This is a genomic window from Mesorhizobium sp. M0062 (genome assembly GCF_040323125.1).
Classification (GTDB): Bacteria; Pseudomonadota; Alphaproteobacteria; order Rhizobiales; family Rhizobiaceae; genus Mesorhizobium.
Map to the genome: position 1 here is coordinate 101,900 of NZ_JAMYUO010000004.1, position 16,566 is coordinate 118,465.

Below are 16,566 nucleotides of genomic sequence, written 5' to 3' on the forward strand. Positions count from 1 at the left end.
TCGACGATCGGTTCCGTCAAGCCGCCCCCACCCGCGCCACTCTCCCGCCTCCGGCATAATGGCGCGAGGCTTCTTGCGCAACGTCTGAGTGTCGGCTACCGCTCCCGGCCATGACGAAAGACGAGCAATTGGCCTTTGAGGCCGCACTTCTGGGGCGGGCGGCGGCGATCGAGGCCGGGCTCAGGCTGCTGCTCGACGGCCGCACGCTTGCCGGCGAGATCGCCCGACCGGAGCGTCTGATGGCGGCCATGCGCCATGGCGTGCTGAACGGCGGCAAGCGGCTGCGCCCCTTCCTGGTCATGGAAAGTGCCGCCCTTTTTGGCGCCGATGGCGAGGCGGCGATGCGCGTGGCGGCGGCGCTCGAATGCGTGCATTGCTATTCGCTGATCCATGACGATCTGCCTGCCATGGACGACGACGATCTGCGCCGCGGCCAGCCGACCGTGCACAAGGCCTTCGATGAAGCTACCGCCATACTTGCCGGCGATGCGCTTCTGACGCTTGCCTTCGATGTCCTCGCCGATGAGGCGACGGCGCTGCCGGCGGAGCGCAGGGCGGCGCTGGTGCTGGCGCTGGCGCGCGCCGCCGGCACGGGGGGCATGGTCGGCGGGCAGACGCTCGATCTCGAAGCCGAGCGCAACAGGCCGGACGAAGCCGGCATTATCCGGCTGCAGGCGATGAAAACCGGCGCGCTGATCCGCTTCGCCTGCGAAGCCGGCGCGATCATTGCCGGCGCCGCACCGCAGGACCGCGACCGGCTGGCCGAATTCGGCTCGGCGGTCGGGCTTGCCTTCCAGCTTGCCGACGACCTGCTCGACCTGACCGCCGATGCCAGCCAGATGGGCAAGGCGACCGGCAAGGACGCAGCCGCCGGCAAGGCGACGCTGGTGGCGCTGCATGGCGCGAACTGGGCGCGCAGCCAGCTCCATGGGCTGGTCAAGCAGGCCCATGAATTGCTCGAGCCTTACGGCGGACAGGCAGCCTTGCTGAAGGCAGCGGCAAGCTTCGTTGCAATCCGCAACAACTGAGGTTTGGGCGATCGGATGCCGAACCGTTTTCGGAATTTGTCGGCCTTGCGCTGCCTTGCTTTGGTGTCTCTCAAATGCCCCAAAGCAACTGGGCGCGCTATCTGACCTTGACGACGACCTTGCCCTTGGCGCGTCCTGTTTCGACGTAAGCCAGCGCCTCATTGGTCGCTTCAAAAGGAAAGACCCTGTCGACGACCGGGCGAATCGCCCCATCTTCGATGAGGGACGTGATTTTGCTCAGTTGCTCACCTTGCGCCGACATGAACAGGAACGAAAATCCCACGCCCCGGCGCTTGGCTTTGGTCCTGATACCACGGCTCAGCAGCCGCAGCAGCAGCCTTAGCACCACGTTCAGTCCCTGTTTCCTGGCAAATTCGGGATCCGGAGGACCGGAAATCGAGATGAGCTTCCCACCCGGTTTCAGCACAGTCAGGGATTTCTCAAGCGTCTTGGCGTCCTGGCTGTTCAGGACGACGTCGTAGCCCGACAGGATTTTCTCGAAGTCGTCCTTCCTGTAGTCGACGACGACATCGGCGCCGAGATCCCTGACCAGATCGTTGCTTGCCGCGCCCGCTGTTGTCGCAACGATCGCGCCGAGGTGCTTTGCCAACTGGATGGCGAATGTCCCCACGCCGCCGGAGCCAGCCTGGATGAAGATCTTCTGGCCTGTCTTCAGACCCGCCCTCTCGATGAGAGCCTGCCAGGCGGTCAGACCGACCAGCGGGATCGAGGCCGCCTCTTCCATGCTGAGGTTCGCCGGCTTCAGCGCCACGTCGGCTTCATCGATTGCGATGAATTCGGCGAATGTCCCGATCCGGCCGTCGCGCGGCCGCGCATAGACGGCGTCGCTGGGTTTGAATTTGCGGACTTTCGAGCCCACCCTGACAACCCTCCCGGCAACGTCGTGACCGAGGATGAAGGGCCGGCGATAGGGAAGGACGAGTTTGAATTCGCCGGTCCTGATTTTGGAATCCAGCAGGTTCACCCCGGCGGCATGGACCTCGACCAGGACGTCATTGTCCAACAGCTCCGGCTCCGGCATCTCGGCCAGCCGCAAAATGCCTTTCTTGTTATATTTATCGACAACGAATGCCTTCATGGCAGTGACTTTCTGAGAGTGTCCGTTGGTGTGCCGTTTGTGTGTGAAATTCTCCGTCCCACCGTTGTTCAGACCGGCAGGCGGAACTGCTTGCGCAAGGTCTTGTCGAACATCCCCGCGGGGGCGAAGCGGCGCAGCAGGCTGACCTGGCGCGCTGCCTTCCCTGCGGTATAGCGCCGTCGCGGACGGGCGTCGGTCGCTGCCTTGACGACCACATCCGCCACCACTTCCGGCCGATCGGCTTTGGGCATCACATCGGCAAGCAGCGCCTTGAGACCGGCGCGCGCCTGATCGTAGTCCTTCAACAGGGAATCCGGCTCGATGCCGTTCTGGTCGAAGACGGTGCGCACGAATGCCGGCTCGATGACCGAGACGCGAATGTTGAAGGCGCGAACCTCATGATCGAGCGATTCCGAATAGCCCTCCAGCGCGTGCTTGACCGCCGAGTAGTGCGCTGAGTATGGCGCAGGCACCAATCCTAGAATCGAGCCGATGTTGACGATGCGCCCTTGGCCGCGGCGCCGCATCGACGGCAACACCGCATTGGTCATGCGCATGACGCCGAACAGATTGACGTCGAACAGAACCTGCACCTGTGCGACCGAAGATTCCTCGGCGCCGCCAAGCAGGCCGACACCGGCATTGTTCACCAGCAGATCGATACGACCGGTCTGGGCCAGCACGGTTGCAACGAGGGCGCTGACGGACTCCCCGTCGGTCACGTCGCAGGTCAGCATGGACACCTTAGCCGGGCCGTTGCCGGCCTTGCTGCGGCTTGTCCCGAAGACGGTATACCCCGCCCGCGCCAAGGCCTCGGCAGTGGCGCGGCCGATGCCCGAAGAGGCTCCGGTCACGACTGCGGTTCTTCCCGAAAGGGTACTCATTTGATACTCCACAGACATGAGGGCTAGCTTTTTGCCGTTGATTGAGTTATGATCGTAATATCACATTACACCTATAATGCAATAGCAGAAAGGAAGAGCGCCATGCGCTACGAAAAGGGCCGAAAGGAAGCCTCTCGCGATCGCATCGTCGAGGTCGCAGCCCAGCGTTTTCGCGGTGACGGCATCGCCGCGTCCGGACTGGCAGCCATCATGGGCGACGCCGGACTGACGAACGGAGCCTTCTATCCGCATTTCCAGTCCAAGGCGGAGCTTGTGCGTGAAAGCCTTGTAGCGGCACTGGAGAGCCAGTCGCAGCAACTGCAGGAGGTATTGGCAGCCGGTGGTCCGGAGATGGGCATAGCGGCGTATCTGTCAGCTGAGCACCGGGACAATCCGGGAGCCGGCTGCGCGTCGGCCGCCCTGTTGCCGGAACTCGCGCGTCAGCCGCCCGAAACGCGCCAAGTCTATACCGAACGCTTGCTGGTTCTGGTGCGCCAGTTGTCTGCAGTACTTCCGCAGACCAAGGACCCGGAAGCCGCCGCCCTGGGCGTTTTTGCGACCCTCATAGGCACGCTTCAGCTGGCCCGCGCGGCAGCGGGGACGGAATTGTCGGATCGCATCCTTGCGGCAGGAGCAGACGCCGCGCGCAGCCTGATCCAGCCACGTGACGGCGAGAAGGCATCCTAGAGGTCGGTGGCGGCAGCGGCAAAGGGCCCTGACATCGTCCTGCGGGTCGCACACAGGAAAGGCCGGCCTTTGGAGCCAGGCCGAACCGCTATTTCGCCCGATTCAATCTCAGGTCTAGTGCAGATGCCTGAGCTTGTCGGGATTGCGCATGACATAGACGGCCGCGATCTTGCCGTCCTCGATGTCAAGCGCGGTGGTCTGCAATTCGCCATCGGCCTCCCGCGTGACGAACCCCGGCAGGCCATTGACGAAGCCGACGCGCACCAGCGTCGAGCGATTGTCGCGCAGCCAGGCCGCGACTTGCGCGTATTGCTTCATGACGGCGTCGAAGCCCAGCACCGGCGCCAAAGCCGCCGGACGCTTGCCGCCGCCATCGGCATGAGCGCTGACATCTTCCGTCAGCAGCGCGCCGAGCGCCTGCATGTCGCCGCTGCGCGATGCCGCGTAAAAGGCTTCGGCGATCTCCAGGCCACGCTGCTTCTCCACCTTGAAGCGGGGCCGCGCCTCGCGGACATGGCCCCGTGCGCGAGCGGCAAGCTGGCGGCAGGCGGCTGAATCGCGCTCGATGGCGGTCGCGACCTCCTCGAATTCCAGCCCGAACACATCGTGCAGGAGAAAGGCCGCCCGCTCGAGCGGCGAAAGCCGCTCCAGCGCCAACATCAGCGGCAAGGTGACATCTTCAAGATCGTCCTCTTCGACGATCGGCTCGGGCAGCCAAGGGCCGATATAGGTCTCGCGCTGGCGCCGCGTGGATTTGAGCTGGTCAAGGCAAAGCCGCGTCACCGTGCGGCGCAGGAACGCTTCTGGCTCACGAACCTGCGAGCGGTCGGTCCCCATCCAGCGGATGAAGGCATCCTGCACGACATCCTCGGCGTCGCTCACCGAGCCCAGCATGCGATAGGCGACCCGCATCAGCTTCGGACGCAGCGGGCCGAAGCCCGCTGCCGCGTCGTCGGGTGCCGTCGCCGTCATCAGGCCGCCTTGGCGCTGGCGCGTATCGTTGCTGCGTCGGTGTAGAGCCCGAAGCCAACGGCGATGCGGTTCCAGCCATTGATGATGTTGATCAAAACGGTGAGCTTCACCTGCTCCTCCTCGGTGAAATGCGCCTTAAGATCATCATAGGCGCTTTCGCGGTCCTGTCCTTCCGAGAGGCGCGTCAGCGCATCGGTCCAGCCGAGCGCAGCACGCTCGCGGTCGCTGTAGCAGGGCGCTTCGCGCCAGGCCGGCAGCAGATAGATGCGCTGCTCGGTCTCGCCATTCTCGCGCGCTTCGGTGGCATGCAGATTGATGCAGTTGGCGCAGCCATTGATCTGCGACGCCCGAAGCTTCACCAGCTCGTTGAGGCTGTGCTCGAGCCCGGCGGCGACGGAGAGTTCGGTCGATGCGCGCTGCCACTGCTTGATCAGCGCAGGGGCGGCGGCGAAGAGGTCGATTTTGGCAGTCATGATTGCAGTCCTTGTGTTGGGTACGCCATCATGACGAGGCAGGTCCGGCCGGTGTGACATTCAGGCTGGATTTTTTCGAAGGTGCTTTCCCGGCGCGTTCAATCGTCTTTGATCAGCACGATCTTCGCCGGATCGAAATCGATCCCGACCATCGTCCCTTCCGCCACGGCGGGTGTGACATCAGGCGATGTCGCGAACAGTTCGACCGCCGGATCGCTGATCGCGATCCGGTATTCCATGTGGTCGCCGAGATACGAGCTCTTGACCACCTGGCCCTTCATGGTGCCGGCTGGCTGGCCGGGCAAGATTCGCACGGCATTCGGGCGCACAGCGAGCATCGCCGGTCCCGGAGCGTTACCGCGACCCGGCATGTCGAGCAGCAAGGGTCCGACCTTGACCCTTGCACTGGTCGCATTGCTGGAAAGCACCTCGACGTCGAGCAGATTGGCGTCGCCCATGAAGTCGGCGATGAAACGGTTGGTCGGCTCGTTGTAGAGGTCGCGCGGCGTGCCGTCCTGGGCGACGCGAGCGGCGTTCATGACGATGATGCGGTCGGAGACGGCGAGCGCCTCTTCCTGGTCATGCGTGACATAGACCATGGTCAGTGCCAGATCCTGCTGCAGGCCGCGGATTTCGTCGCGCACCCGCCGGCGCAGCTTGGCGTCGAGATTGGACAGCGGCTCGTCGAACAACAGCACCTTCGGCTCCAGCACGATGGCGCGCGCCACCGCGACGCGCTGCTGCTGGCCGCCGGACAATTCGCTCGGCTGGCGCTTCTCGTAGCCGGACAGGCCGACAAGCGACAGCTTTTCGGCGGCGCGCTCGGCTGCCTGCGCCTTGCCAAGCCCCATAGCCCGCAAGCCGTAGCTGACATTCTCCATCACGTTCATGTGCGGGAACAGCGCATAGGACTGGAACACCATGGAGACATCTCGCTCGGCGGCGGACCGCAAGGTGACGTCCTTGTCGTCGATCAGGATGCGCCCGGTGCTGGTCTGTTCCAGCCCGGCGATCAGCCTGAGCGTCGTCGTCTTGCCGCAACCCGAGGGCCCGAGCAGCGTCACCAGGCTGGCCGGCGCGATGTCGAAGCTGACATTGTCGACGGCGATCACCGCGCCGTATTTCTTGGTGACGCCCTCGAACCGCACGGCCGGCCTGTCCGTGACAACCGGGGCAGCAGTCTTCGCCGTCTGATCCACGCCGCTTCTCCCCATCAGATTGCTGCCACCACGGCTTCCGCCCCAGGCCGGCGCCGGCCGAGCCGGCGTTCGCCGACCAGCAGCTGGATGCCGATGAGGATGACCATCATGACGACGATCATCACCGCCGAATAGACAATCGCGATGCCGTATTCGCCGACATCTGCGCGCCCGACAATGTAGACCGTGGCGAGATTGAACCGGCCGCTCGCCAGGAAGATGACGGCGCTGACCGCCGTCACCGCGCGCACGAAACTGTAGATCATCGCGGTCACGATCGCCGGCTTCAGGATCGGCAGGATCACCCGCCGCAAGGTGGCGAAGGATCGCGCCCCAAGCGTCAGCGATGCCTCGTCCAGGCTCTTGTCGATCTGTCCGAGATTGGCGAGCCCGGCACGGATCGCCACCGGCATGTTGCGGAAGATGAAGGAGATGACGATGATCAGCCCGGTGCCGGTCAACTGCACCGGCGGCACGTTGAAGGCAAGGATATAGCTGACGCCGATCACCGTGCCGGGAATGGCGAAACTCATCATGGCCAGGAATTCGAACATGGTGCGCCCGGCGAAACGCTGCCGGTCGAGCAGATAGGCCGTCAGGATGCCGAGCGCCGCGGTGAACGGCATGGCCACCAGCGCCAGGCCGATGGTCATCAGCAGCGACGGCCAGGCCGAGCCGCTGAAAAACCAGCCATTGACGCCTTTCTCGATCGAAAAGGCGGTGAGGAAATATTCGAGCGTCGGCGTGTTGTCGCGCCCGATCGATTGCACGAAACCGCCGCCCAGGATGATGCCGTAGACCACGATGGTCAGAACCAGCCACGGAACGACGGCGGCGTAGCAGCCGATCCGCAAGGCCTTGGGCAGCGTCGCCGGTACACCGCCATCGCCCTTGCCTGCGACTGTGACGTAGCTGCGGCTGCCGATCCAGCGGCGCTGGATGACGAAGGCTGCCAGCGTGAACATCAACAGCACGATCGCCAGCACCGCCGCGCGGCCCTGGTCGTGCGCCGCGCCAACCACCGCGAAGAATATATCGGTCGACAGCACGTTGAAATTGCCTCCCAGCACCAGCGGATTGGCGAAATCGGCCATGCTCTCGATGAACGAGATCAGGAAGGCGCTGGCCAGGCCCGGCCGGATCAACGGCCAGGTGACGGTGCGAAACGTCCGCCAGCGACTGGCGCGCAAGGTCTGCGACGCTTCCTCCATGCTTGGGCTGACCCCTTGCAGCACGCCGACCAGAACCAGGAAGGCGATCGGCGTGAAGGCCAGCACCTGCGCGATGGTGATGCCGGCCATGCCATAGATCCAGCGGCTGCGCGGAATGCCGAGATGCACCGACATGAGGTTGGTGACGATGCCGGCGCGGCCGAACAGCAGGATCAGCGCCAGGCCGATGACGAAGGGCGGCGTGATGATCGGCAGGATGGACAGGCCGCGCAGCAACCATTTGGCCGGCAGCTTGGTGCGTAGCGCGATCAGCGCCAGCGCTAGGCCGAGCGCCGTGCAGAAAAAGCCGACGAGGACTGCGATCGCCACCGTGTTCCACGCCACGCCGCAGGAGCCCTCGCCATAGAGGCAGCGCAGGCTCCATATGTTGGCGCTGAAGATCTTTTCGAAGAACAGCGCCGGCACGAGATTGCCGTCATTGTCCTTGATGGCCGAGGTGAGGATCGACAGCAGCGGATAGGCGACGAACAGGATCAGCGAAGCAATCACGATTGAGAGCGAGCCGACGACGAAACGGTCGCCCTTGCACCAGCCGCGCGCGGCGAGCGCCTCGGCGATGAACATCAGCATCGCCACGGCATAGAGCGCAGCGCCCCAGCCGAGCCCCGGCTGTATCGGTCCCGGCGTGCCGGCGATCCGGGTAAGCAAGCCAAATCCCCAGCCCGAATGGATGATGGAAAAGCCTTCGATGGCCAGCCACAGCAGGCCCGCCGCGCCTGCAACCGCCAGGCTCTTGGGGTTGTTGCGCGCCACCAGCCAGCTCGCCAGCAGAAGCGGCAGGACAAGCGGCAACAGCCAGGGCCGGCCACCGAGCGCCAGCATGATGGCCGGCGTCGCATCCGCCGGCTGTGCCAGCCACTCGAACGACAGGAAGCCGCCTTCGACCTTGTACCAAGGCAAGAGCACGAAGCTCGCCCACGCGGCCATCACCCAGGCGAGCGCGCTGCGTCCAGGAGCGGAACTGACCATGGAACCGGCCGCGGCCATTCAATGTCTTTCTGTGCCAAAGGATGGTGCGCCGGCTGCCGCGAGGGGCAGCCGGCGATCAGATGCTAGAGTGAGCGCGAAAGAACGCGCTCAGCCGCCATTGCGGACCTCATCGGTGAACTTCTTCAACAGCCGCTTGCGTTCGGCCGACGAGCCGTATTTGGCGAAGTCGTAGTCGATCAGCTTGATCTTCGAGAGGTCCGGCGCCTCGGGCGGCACCGGCGTGGCGGTGTTCGACGGGATCTGGAAGCTGCCGTTCGGCGCCGCGAGCTTCTGCGCTTCCGGGCTCAGCGCCCAGTCGTAGAATTTCTGCGCCTCTTCGACATGCTTGGCGCCCGTCACGATGCTCATCGAGCCGATCTCGAAGCCGGTGCCCTCGCAAGGCGAAACCACCTTCACCGCCGGGTTCTGCTTGGCCGCGTTGATGACGTCGTGCTGGAAGGAGATGCCGATCAGCGTCTCGCCCTTGCCGACGGCGAGCGCCGGCGCGGCCCCTGCCTTGGTGTATTCGGCGATGTTCTTGTTGAGCTGCTTGAGATAGTCGAATGCCTTGTCCTCGCCCATCAGCTGGACGATGGTGGCAAGCATGGTCCAGGCGGTGCCCGATGAATTCGGATCGGCCATCTCGATCTCGCCCTGGAATTCCGGCTTGACCAGATCGGCCCAGCACGCCGGCGCGGTCAGCCCGCGCTGCTTCAGATCTTCCTCATTGTAGCCATAGCCGAGCGCACCGAGATAAATGCCGACCGTGCGGTTCTTCGACCTGTCGGCCTGCTTCAGCGCCCAGTCGCGCAAGTTTGCCAGTTGCGGCGACTTGTATTCCTGGGTGAGGCCCTCTTCCGCCGCCTGCAGATGCGGGTCGCCGGTGCCGCCCCACCAGATATCGGCTTGCGGATTGTCCTTCTCGGCCCGGAGGCGGGCGTAGATTTCGCCGGCGCTCATGCGGGTCATGTCGACGCTGACGCCCGTCTCCTTCTGGTAGGTGGTCGCCATCGCCCGGCACCAGGCCTCGTCGACGGCGCAATACATTGTGAGGCTGCGGTCGGCCGCCTGGGCGGCACCCGCCAATCCGAACATGGCCAGCGCCGCGCCAAGGCCAAGCCAGGCGGCGCGCAAGCCTTGCTTACTGTCAAATGTCTTCATCGATATTCCTCCCTGTCTTCTCACTGGAAACGATCTACCCGTCGTCGAGCGGCACTCCGATCACCTGGGACAATGTCGCCGCGACACCGGGTGCTGCCGCAAGCACGGGATTGCCCTTCGCCATGCCGTCGCCGTCGAGGAACCGGTTCACACGGCCGCCGGCCTCCTCCACCAGCAGCAATCCGGCCAGGCAGTCCCACGAATTGATGTGCAGCTCGGCATAGGCATCCGAGCGGCCGTCGGCCACATAGGCCAGCCCAAGCGCTCCGGAGCCGGAGCGCCGCACATTGGCGCCGAGTGCCCAGACAAGGCTCACCTTGTCCAGATAGTCGCGATTGGGAATCCTGGGCGACCAGCCGAACTCGACAAAGGCGCGGTCGAACGCTTGCGTCGGCGACACATGGATCGGCGCGCCATTGCGCGTCGCGCCGTGCCCGCGACGGGCAAAGTACGTTTCGCCGATGGCCGGATTGGCAATGCCGCCGATCTCGCTGCGGCCGTCCTCGACGAAAGCTATCGAAATGCAGAAATGCGGAATACCGCGCATGAAATTGGCGGTGCCGTCGATGGGGTCGACGACCCACATGCGGGCAGAGCCGATGCCACCGCCTTCCTCGCCCAAAAACCCGTCCTGCGGAAAAGCCTCTGCCAGCGTCGCGCGGATGTGCTCCTCGACCTTGCCGTCGGTTTCAGTGAGAAAATCCTGCGGGCCTTTCATCGCCACCGGCTGGACGGCGCCCTGCCGGGCATAGCCTTCCATCGCCAGTTGCCCGGCCGTGACAAGCAGTTTCCGGCAGACCTCGGCACGCCTGTCCATCTCGGCCTCGGACAGCCGGTCCGCCTTCGGATGCGCCGCCGCCCTGCTCATGCAGCCGGTCCGGACAATCGCGCCCTCAATGCCGTCTTCGGCGAAATGGACAGGGTATTCCTCCGATGCCACTCTTGAGCCGGCTTGTATTGCACGGCTGTGCAAAGCTGTTGCATTCGGCCATGCCTGTCAAGTGCGGTGGGTGGCAATGGCAGAAGAGTTGCATTACATTGCACTGGCGTGCAAAGAATCACGAAAACAGCAGCGAGAGCGTTCGCTTGACGGTTCCGAGAATCCGCACCGGTTTTTCCAGCGCCCAGCAGGTTGCCGACCTCGCCGGGGTTTCACGTTCGGCGGTGTCACGTACCTTCACGCCCGGCGCTTCCGTTTCCGGGGAAACCCGCGAGCGGGTGATGCTGGCCGCCGAGCAACTCGGCTATCACGTCAACCATCTGGCTCGCGGCCTGATGCGGGCCTCGACCGGCATTGTCTGCCTCATCGTTGCCGATGGCGACACGCCCTATCATGCCCGCCTGCAGAAGGCGCTGACCCAACATCTGCGGGACGCCGGCAAAATGGCCATGGTGTTCAACACCTCCGGCCCCAGCCACCATGTCGACCAGGCGCTGCGCAACACGCTGAACTATCGCGCCGATGCGAGCATCGTTCTGTCCGGCTCGCCGCCGCAGTTGCTGATCCGCACCTGTCTTGAGAACGGCCAGCGGCTGGTGCTGATCAATCGCGATGACCGCTTCGACGGCCCGCACAATATCGGTGTCGACAACGCTGCAGCCGCAGAGGCAGCGCTGCATGCCTTCATCCGGGCCGGCTGTACCCGCCCCGCTTTGGTGACCTCGGCTGCCGGCACGCCCAGCCTGCTCTCCCGCGAAACCGCCTTCCTTACCGCCGCGCAGAAGGAAGGGCTGGAGGTGACCGTGTGGCGCGAGGGCCGCACCGGCTATGCCACCGGAGCCGATGGCGCCAGGCGGCTCTTTTCCGGCCGGCAGCGGCCGGATGCGGCGTTCTGCGTGACCGACCTGATTGCGTGCGGCTTTCTCGATGCGGCCCGCCACGAGTTCGGCATCAGCGTACCCCGCGATCTCTGCGTCATCGGCTTTGACGACATCGAACAGGCCGACTGGGCCTCTTACCGGCTGACGACGTTCTCGCCGCCGATCGAGGAGATCGCCAGGCGCGCCGTGCGGCTCGCGACCGGCGCGCGGGAGGAGGCTGGCAGCCGCCTGATCTGCCATGCGCCCATGGTCTGGCGCAGCACGGTGAGGCCGGGCCAGGGCTGATGCGAAACATGTGTCGGTCAAGACGGGAAACGTACTGATGTCCAAGAAAAAGGCCAGGAAGACCCGCCAGGCGGCAAGACCGGTGGAGATAGCTGTAGGCCCCGAAATCCGGAGCATGATGCGCAAGTTTGGCCTGACCGAGGAAGAAGCACTGCGCATGATGCGCGAATGCGATGCCACCCTCTATGGCGCCAACTCCGGGCACGTGCAGCCAGGATCTTGACGGCCCGCCAGGCGCGAACGGAATTTTAATGTAAATCAAGCGTAATCCCGACCGTTAAAATGATGCGTATGTGTTGGGGTTGCGCATGCCGGAATATTCTTTCTTCATCCGCTCGATCCGGATCCGCTACATCTCGGGATTGCTCATCTTTGCGCTGGCTTCCACCGCGGTGATGTTTGCGCTCAATCGCGTCAATTCCTTCCGCCACGACATCGACGCGCTGAGCAGCAATCTCGTCGTCTTCACCCGCGACCTGCGCAACGCCTCCAGCTTTGCCGAAACCGCCAGCACGACCTGGCGCACCGAAACCCGTGACGGCCTTGCCGCCGCCGCGCGCGGCCATTCGCAACGCCTGACCAGCGAGATCGAAACACTGTCCGCGGAGTTGGCCGCGATCAAGCCGAGCCTATCGGCCAAAACGCTGGACGAACTCTCGTCGGCCGCCGTCAACGGCGACCTGTTCTGGTCGTCGCGCGACATCGTCCGCAACTTCAACCTGATGTCGGCGGCGCAACAGACCGACGAATGGAGTTCGCGCGAAATCCTCAACCAGAACGACCTGTTCGTCCAGCCGATGCTGGTGCGTGTGCGTACCGCCATGGATGGCGAACGCCATCTGGCCGACGCCTCCAGCGACAGGCTGCTGTTTTGGGCAAGCGGCCTTCTGTTCGCGGTTCTTGCCATCGTTGCCCTCTGGATCTTCCGGCCAATGGAAAAGGCGATCCGCCGCGCCTTCACCGAATCCGCCGCATCCTTGTTCAAGGCCGAAGCGGCCGACCGCGCCAAATCGGAATTCCTGGCCAATATGAGCCATGAGATCCGCACGCCGATGAATGGTGTGCTGGGCATGGCCGAACTGCTCGCCAAGACCGAGCTTAACGCGCGCCAGAAAACCTTCACCGAAGTCATCGTCAAATCCGGCAATGCGCTGCTCACCATCATCAACGACATCCTCGATTTCTCCAAGATCAATGCCGGTCAGCTGACGCTCGATCCTGCACCCTTCCGGCTTGCCGAAGCGGTCGAGGACGTGGCCACACTGGTGTCGGCGCGCGTCGCCGAAAAGAACCTCGAGCTGATCGTGCGTGTCGACCCGAGCCTGCCTGCCCATGTCGTCGGCGATGCCGGACGGTTCCGTCAGATTGTCACCAATCTGCTCGGCAATGCGGTGAAGTTCACCGAGAAGGGCCATGTGCTGATCGATGTCGGCGGCGAGGTGGTCGACGGCATGGTCCAGCTCAAGGTCCGCGTCGAGGACACAGGCATCGGCATTCCTGCCGAGAAGCTCGAGAACGTGTTCGAGAAATTCGCGCAGGTCGACGGCTCGTCGACGCGCCGCCATGAAGGCACCGGCCTCGGCCTTGCCATCGCCGCCCGCCTCATCGACCTGATGGGCGGCAAGATCGGCGTCGAAAGCGAGATCGGCCGCGGCTCGGTGTTCTGGTTCGCCGTGCCGCTGCCGGCGCATCAGCAGGACACGCGCAACGAGATCGTGCCGGTCGATGTCACCGGCGCCCGCGTGCTGGTCATCGACGACAACCCGGTCAACCGCGAGATCTTGCTGGAGCAGCTCAGAAGCTGGAGCTTCGACTGCGCGGCCGCCGAAAGCGGCGCCGTCGGCCTCGCCTTTCTAGACCGGGCCAGCCAACTCGGTGCTGCGGTCGACTGCATCATCCTCGACTACCAGATGCCCGGCATGAACGGCGCCGATGTCGCCAAGGCGATTTCCGCCGACAGCCGTCTCTCCGCCATCCCGGTGGTGCTGCTGACCTCCGTCGACCAGGTCGATTTCGGCAAGATGGTCATCGATTTCGGCATCGCCGCGCATCTCACCAAGCCGGCACGCTCGGCCATCCTGCTCGGCACCGTCATCTCGGCCATCCAGAAAGCGCGGGCCCAGATCGGCAAGGCCCAGTTTGTTCGCGAGCCTGTCGTTCCGCAGGCGGCACCCGTGACGCCACCCGCCTTCACCGTCATTCGCGGCCCGGCAATTCCGGCGGCCACAGTGCCTGAATCGATCGCCACGCCAAACGGCCCGATCGATATTCTGATCGCCGAGGACAACGACGTGAACCAGCTGGTGTTCGGCCAAATCCTCAATGGGCTTGGCCTCAGCTACCGCATCGCCAGCAATGGCCGCACGGCCGTCGAGATGTACCGGGCGCTGCGGCCGAAGCTGATCCTCATGGACGTCTCCATGCCGGAGATGAACGGCTACGAGGCGACCCGCGCCATCCGGGCGGCGGAGGCAGCGAGTGGCAATCACACACCAATCATCGGCGTCACCGCGCACGCACTGAAGGGCGACCGCGACAAATGTATCGAGTCCGGCATGGACGACTATTTGCCCAAGCCGGTGTCGCCCGACCGCCTCGGCAGCAAGATCGGCACATGGCTCAGCGAAACGGTCGCGGTAAAGAGGGCTTGATCAAATCGCCGCGTCCAGACGATAGCGGCGCATCCAGTCCAGACTAATCTCGTCCGAGAGCTTGGCGACGCCCGGCTTTACGTCGGCGGCATTCGGCGCCGGAACGCCCAAGGCCTCGCAGATGGATGCCAATGCCGCTGCCGGATCGGCTGACAGGCGCTCATAGCCGATACGCAGCGGGACGATCCCCTGCTCAGCGAACCAGACGTTCCAGGCCGCGTCAAAGGCTTCGAGTTCGGCAAGCTCGCGCTGGATCCGCTTGAAGTCGTAGCGGGGTTCCTGCGGCGGTGCGGCCCGTTCGATCTCCGTTCCGTCGGGCGCGATGTGCCAAAGCCCGGTCTGCTCGGCCTTGATCAGCGACACCGCCTGCGCCAGCTTGTTTTCGCGCGAAAGATGGATGTAGAGGACCCGCCCGAAGGCCTTTTCAAAGCGTGCTTTGTCCGATGGCAGGTCTGGGTAGATCCGGTCGAGGATGGCCGAGAGTTCACCCAGGTTCTCCCGCATCAGGCGCAAGCCGAAGACGGCTGTTCCGCCCTTTCCCGCGCTGATTGCCGCCTTGAGGTAGGCGACATCGAAGTCATGCGCGCTCATCGTATCGGGATGCGGCAATTTCCACTCTTCTGCCCATTCCGCCTTGTCCTGCCGCCGGTAGAACGAGTGCGGATCGCCGGCTGTTTTCGTCGAGGCCAGAAGGCCGCACAGCAAGGTGCTTCCGGTTCTCGGCGTGCCGCAGATTATGTAGCCGTCACGCATCTCGGGGCTCTGTCGCTTGTCATGGATTGGGCTAACCTCGCCAGGCGCGGTGACACGCGCGCTTCGCGAAGGACTCCAGTCTAGCCGCGCCGGAAGGGATAGAGGAATTGCTGCCAGTATCCGTTCGGAACGGGATGTCCGTGAATGCCGTAGCCGTTCGGCCAGCGCCCTTCGGGCATATGGTGGGTACCGAACAGCCGGTCGAGCAGCGGGAAATGGATGGCGAAGTTTACGTCGATCGCTTCTTTCTCGAGGCCGTGATGCCAGTGGTGGTAACGCGGCGACACCAGCACCTTTTCGACTGGACCGAAACTGGTTCCGATGTTGGAATGGATGAAAGACGAATAGACGTAGACGATCAATATATACGTCTGGATAGCCGATTCATCGAACCCCAGCACGAACATCGGGGTGGCCGTCAGGCTGCGCAGCACGATGATTTCCAGGAAATGCATGCGCGCACCGGCAATCCAGTCCATCGACTTGGCGGAATGGTGCACGGCATGGAACTTCCACAGCCAGGGAATGCGATGAAAGGCCCGATGCACCCAATACTGGGCAAAGTCGGTCAGGAACATTACCGCCAGCAGTTGCACCAGCCACGGCAAGTCGTGGACCCAGGCGCGCACCGAACCAAGGGCGCCCTGCGCATTGACGAAGTTGGACGGCGCCAAGGTCAGGTAGGTCAAAATCTGCACCAGCAGCGATGAGACCAGATAGTAGAACAGGTCCTCGCGCCATTCGTCGCGGAACACGGTCTGATCCTTGTTGCGCGCGAAAAGACGTTCGAGCGGAACGAACAGCACACCCATGAACAGGGCGTTCAGGATGAAGAAATCAAGCCCGAAGAACACCCCTTCGATGTGCAGTTGATGGCGCACCGGAAGCATGCCGACCAGCGACGCCAGCAGCACAGTGAACATCGCTGCCGCGCCGAGCGTCTTTTGCCTGCGCAGCGTCATGCTGAGGATCGCCAGGATATAGCCGGAGATGAGGACGAAATAGAGCACCGGCTTGAAGAACAGCATCTGGTGGATGGGGGCCAGATCCGGCATCGATGTAAGCGACGGGTAGCGCAGCACGATGACCATCAGCAGGGCGGTGACCCCGGCAAGCAAGCCAATCGAGCCGGACAGCCAGCCAGAACCGAACGGCCGTTTGGCGCGCGGCGTTTCAAGTTCACTTACAACGCGTCTAAGGAAATTTGCCACCGCCATGATGCTCCCCCGTTAACGGCCTTCAAAAGGTCTCGCCGGAAATTTCCACCGTCTTACTACAGCAGGGCTCATAAATATTTAATCGACACGACTTTGCAGGCCAGAGACGGCTATCGGCTTTTGGGGCAATTGGTA

Annotated in this window: 15 protein-coding genes; 5 read left to right on the forward strand and 10 right to left on the reverse strand. The window is 63.7% G+C overall.

Features of this window, described 5'->3' with window-relative positions:
- Positions 1–110: 110 nt before the first annotated feature.
- On the forward strand, positions 111–1,028 hold the full coding sequence (locus NKJ64_RS06615; protein WP_023693656.1) for a polyprenyl synthetase family protein: 918 nt from the start codon (positions 111–113) through the stop codon (positions 1,026–1,028).
- A gap of 97 nt (positions 1,029–1,125) precedes the next feature.
- Here NKJ64_RS06615 and NKJ64_RS06620 read toward each other — a convergent pair whose 3' ends face one another.
- Complete coding sequence (locus NKJ64_RS06620) at positions 1,126–2,127, reverse strand: NADP-dependent oxidoreductase (RefSeq protein ID WP_023702756.1); 1,002 nt, start codon at positions 2,125–2,127, stop codon at positions 1,126–1,128.
- Between the two features lie 68 nt (positions 2,128–2,195).
- Positions 2,196–3,011 carry an oxidoreductase gene (locus tag NKJ64_RS06625; RefSeq protein WP_023715037.1) on the reverse strand — a complete coding sequence of 272 codons (816 nt, stop codon included), beginning with the start codon at positions 3,009–3,011 and terminating at the stop codon, positions 2,196–2,198.
- A gap of 102 nt (positions 3,012–3,113) precedes the next feature.
- Between NKJ64_RS06625 and NKJ64_RS06630 the strand changes: the two genes are divergently transcribed.
- Positions 3,114–3,698: a TetR/AcrR family transcriptional regulator gene (locus tag NKJ64_RS06630; RefSeq protein WP_023702758.1), complete on the forward strand. Its 585-nt coding sequence runs from the start codon at positions 3,114–3,116 to the stop codon at positions 3,696–3,698.
- 114 nt (positions 3,699–3,812) lie between these two features.
- Here the strand turns inward: NKJ64_RS06630 and NKJ64_RS06635 are convergent, their stop codons facing one another.
- From NKJ64_RS06635 to NKJ64_RS06660, 6 genes are all read right to left on the reverse strand, one after another.
- On the reverse strand, positions 3,813–4,670 hold the full coding sequence (locus tag NKJ64_RS06635) for a sigma-70 family RNA polymerase sigma factor (RefSeq protein ID WP_023702759.1): 858 nt from the start codon (positions 4,668–4,670) through the stop codon (positions 3,813–3,815).
- A complete protein-coding gene (locus NKJ64_RS06640) occupies positions 4,670–5,143 on the reverse strand; it encodes a carboxymuconolactone decarboxylase family protein (RefSeq protein ID WP_023673089.1) in 474 nt (157 codons plus the stop codon). The genes NKJ64_RS06635 and NKJ64_RS06640 overlap by 1 nt, the downstream gene beginning before the upstream one ends.
- A gap of 98 nt (positions 5,144–5,241) precedes the next feature.
- Positions 5,242–6,342, reverse strand: coding sequence for an ABC transporter ATP-binding protein (locus tag NKJ64_RS06645; protein WP_352462196.1), 1,101 nt, complete (start codon positions 6,340–6,342; stop codon positions 5,242–5,244).
- A gap of 14 nt (positions 6,343–6,356) precedes the next feature.
- Entirely contained in the window at positions 6,357–8,561 is a 2,205-nt protein-coding gene (locus tag NKJ64_RS06650; protein WP_502902857.1) for an ABC transporter permease, read from the reverse strand.
- Between the two features lie 90 nt (positions 8,562–8,651).
- Positions 8,652–9,677 carry an ABC transporter substrate-binding protein gene (locus tag NKJ64_RS06655; RefSeq protein WP_023690065.1) on the reverse strand — a complete coding sequence of 342 codons (1,026 nt, stop codon included), beginning with the start codon at positions 9,675–9,677 and terminating at the stop codon, positions 8,652–8,654.
- A 61-nt stretch (positions 9,678–9,738) separates the two neighbouring features.
- The gene (locus tag NKJ64_RS06660) at positions 9,739–10,572 is read right to left on the reverse strand and encodes an inositol monophosphatase family protein (RefSeq protein WP_050587494.1); all 834 of its coding nucleotides are present in this window, start codon (positions 10,570–10,572) and stop codon (positions 9,739–9,741) included.
- A 218-nt stretch (positions 10,573–10,790) separates the two neighbouring features.
- Between NKJ64_RS06660 and NKJ64_RS06665 the strand changes: the two genes are divergently transcribed.
- The 3 genes from NKJ64_RS06665 to NKJ64_RS06675 all read left to right on the forward strand — a co-directional run bounded on the left by NKJ64_RS06665 (position 10,791) and on the right by NKJ64_RS06675 (position 14,461).
- A complete protein-coding gene (locus NKJ64_RS06665) occupies positions 10,791–11,810 on the forward strand; it encodes a LacI family DNA-binding transcriptional regulator (RefSeq protein WP_031208759.1) in 1,020 nt (339 codons plus the stop codon).
- Positions 11,811–11,847: 37 nt separating this feature from the next.
- A complete protein-coding gene (locus NKJ64_RS06670) occupies positions 11,848–12,033 on the forward strand; it encodes a hypothetical protein (RefSeq protein ID WP_023684018.1) in 186 nt (61 codons plus the stop codon).
- A gap of 85 nt (positions 12,034–12,118) precedes the next feature.
- Complete coding sequence (locus NKJ64_RS06675) at positions 12,119–14,461, forward strand: response regulator (RefSeq protein WP_352462198.1); 2,343 nt, start codon at positions 12,119–12,121, stop codon at positions 14,459–14,461.
- Here NKJ64_RS06675 and NKJ64_RS06680 read toward each other — a convergent pair whose 3' ends face one another.
- Together NKJ64_RS06680 and NKJ64_RS06685 are read right to left on the reverse strand one after the other, a co-directional pair.
- Positions 14,462–15,214: a Stf0 family sulfotransferase gene (locus NKJ64_RS06680; protein WP_352462200.1), complete on the reverse strand. Its 753-nt coding sequence runs from the start codon at positions 15,212–15,214 to the stop codon at positions 14,462–14,464. It abuts the gene before it with no gap.
- Positions 15,215–15,294: 80 nt separating this feature from the next.
- On the reverse strand, positions 15,295–16,431 hold the full coding sequence (locus tag NKJ64_RS06685; RefSeq protein ID WP_352462201.1) for a sterol desaturase family protein: 1,137 nt from the start codon (positions 16,429–16,431) through the stop codon (positions 15,295–15,297).
- Positions 16,432–16,566 lie beyond the last annotated feature (135 nt).

Excerpts from the sequence above, each read along its gene's own strand:
- NKJ64_RS06615 (WP_023693656.1), top strand. The coding sequence starts at position 111 with ATGACGAAAGACGAGCAATTGGCCTTTGAGGCCGCACTTCTGGGGCGG.
- NKJ64_RS06620 (WP_023702756.1), bottom strand. The coding sequence starts at position 2,127 with ATGAAGGCATTCGTTGTCGATAAATATAACAAGAAAGGCATTTTGCGG.
- NKJ64_RS06680 (WP_352462200.1), bottom strand. The coding sequence starts at position 15,214 with ATGCGTGACGGCTACATAATCTGCGGCACGCCGAGAACCGGAAGCACC.
- NKJ64_RS06675 (WP_352462198.1), top strand. The coding sequence starts at position 12,119 with ATGCCGGAATATTCTTTCTTCATCCGCTCGATCCGGATCCGCTACATC.
- NKJ64_RS06685 (WP_352462201.1), bottom strand. The coding sequence starts at position 16,431 with ATGGCGGTGGCAAATTTCCTTAGACGCGTTGTAAGTGAACTTGAAACG.
- NKJ64_RS06630 (WP_023702758.1), top strand. The coding sequence starts at position 3,114 with ATGCGCTACGAAAAGGGCCGAAAGGAAGCCTCTCGCGATCGCATCGTC.
- NKJ64_RS06650 (WP_502902857.1), bottom strand. The coding sequence starts at position 8,561 with ATGGCCGCGGCCGGTTCCATGGTCAGTTCCGCTCCTGGACGCAGCGCG.
- NKJ64_RS06625 (WP_023715037.1), bottom strand. The coding sequence starts at position 3,011 with ATGAGTACCCTTTCGGGAAGAACCGCAGTCGTGACCGGAGCCTCTTCG.
- NKJ64_RS06635 (WP_023702759.1), bottom strand. The coding sequence starts at position 4,670 with ATGACGGCGACGGCACCCGACGACGCGGCAGCGGGCTTCGGCCCGCTG.
- NKJ64_RS06640 (WP_023673089.1), bottom strand. The coding sequence starts at position 5,143 with ATGACTGCCAAAATCGACCTCTTCGCCGCCGCCCCTGCGCTGATCAAG.
- NKJ64_RS06660 (WP_050587494.1), bottom strand. The coding sequence starts at position 10,572 with ATGAGCAGGGCGGCGGCGCATCCGAAGGCGGACCGGCTGTCCGAGGCC.
- NKJ64_RS06670 (WP_023684018.1), top strand. The coding sequence starts at position 11,848 with ATGTCCAAGAAAAAGGCCAGGAAGACCCGCCAGGCGGCAAGACCGGTG.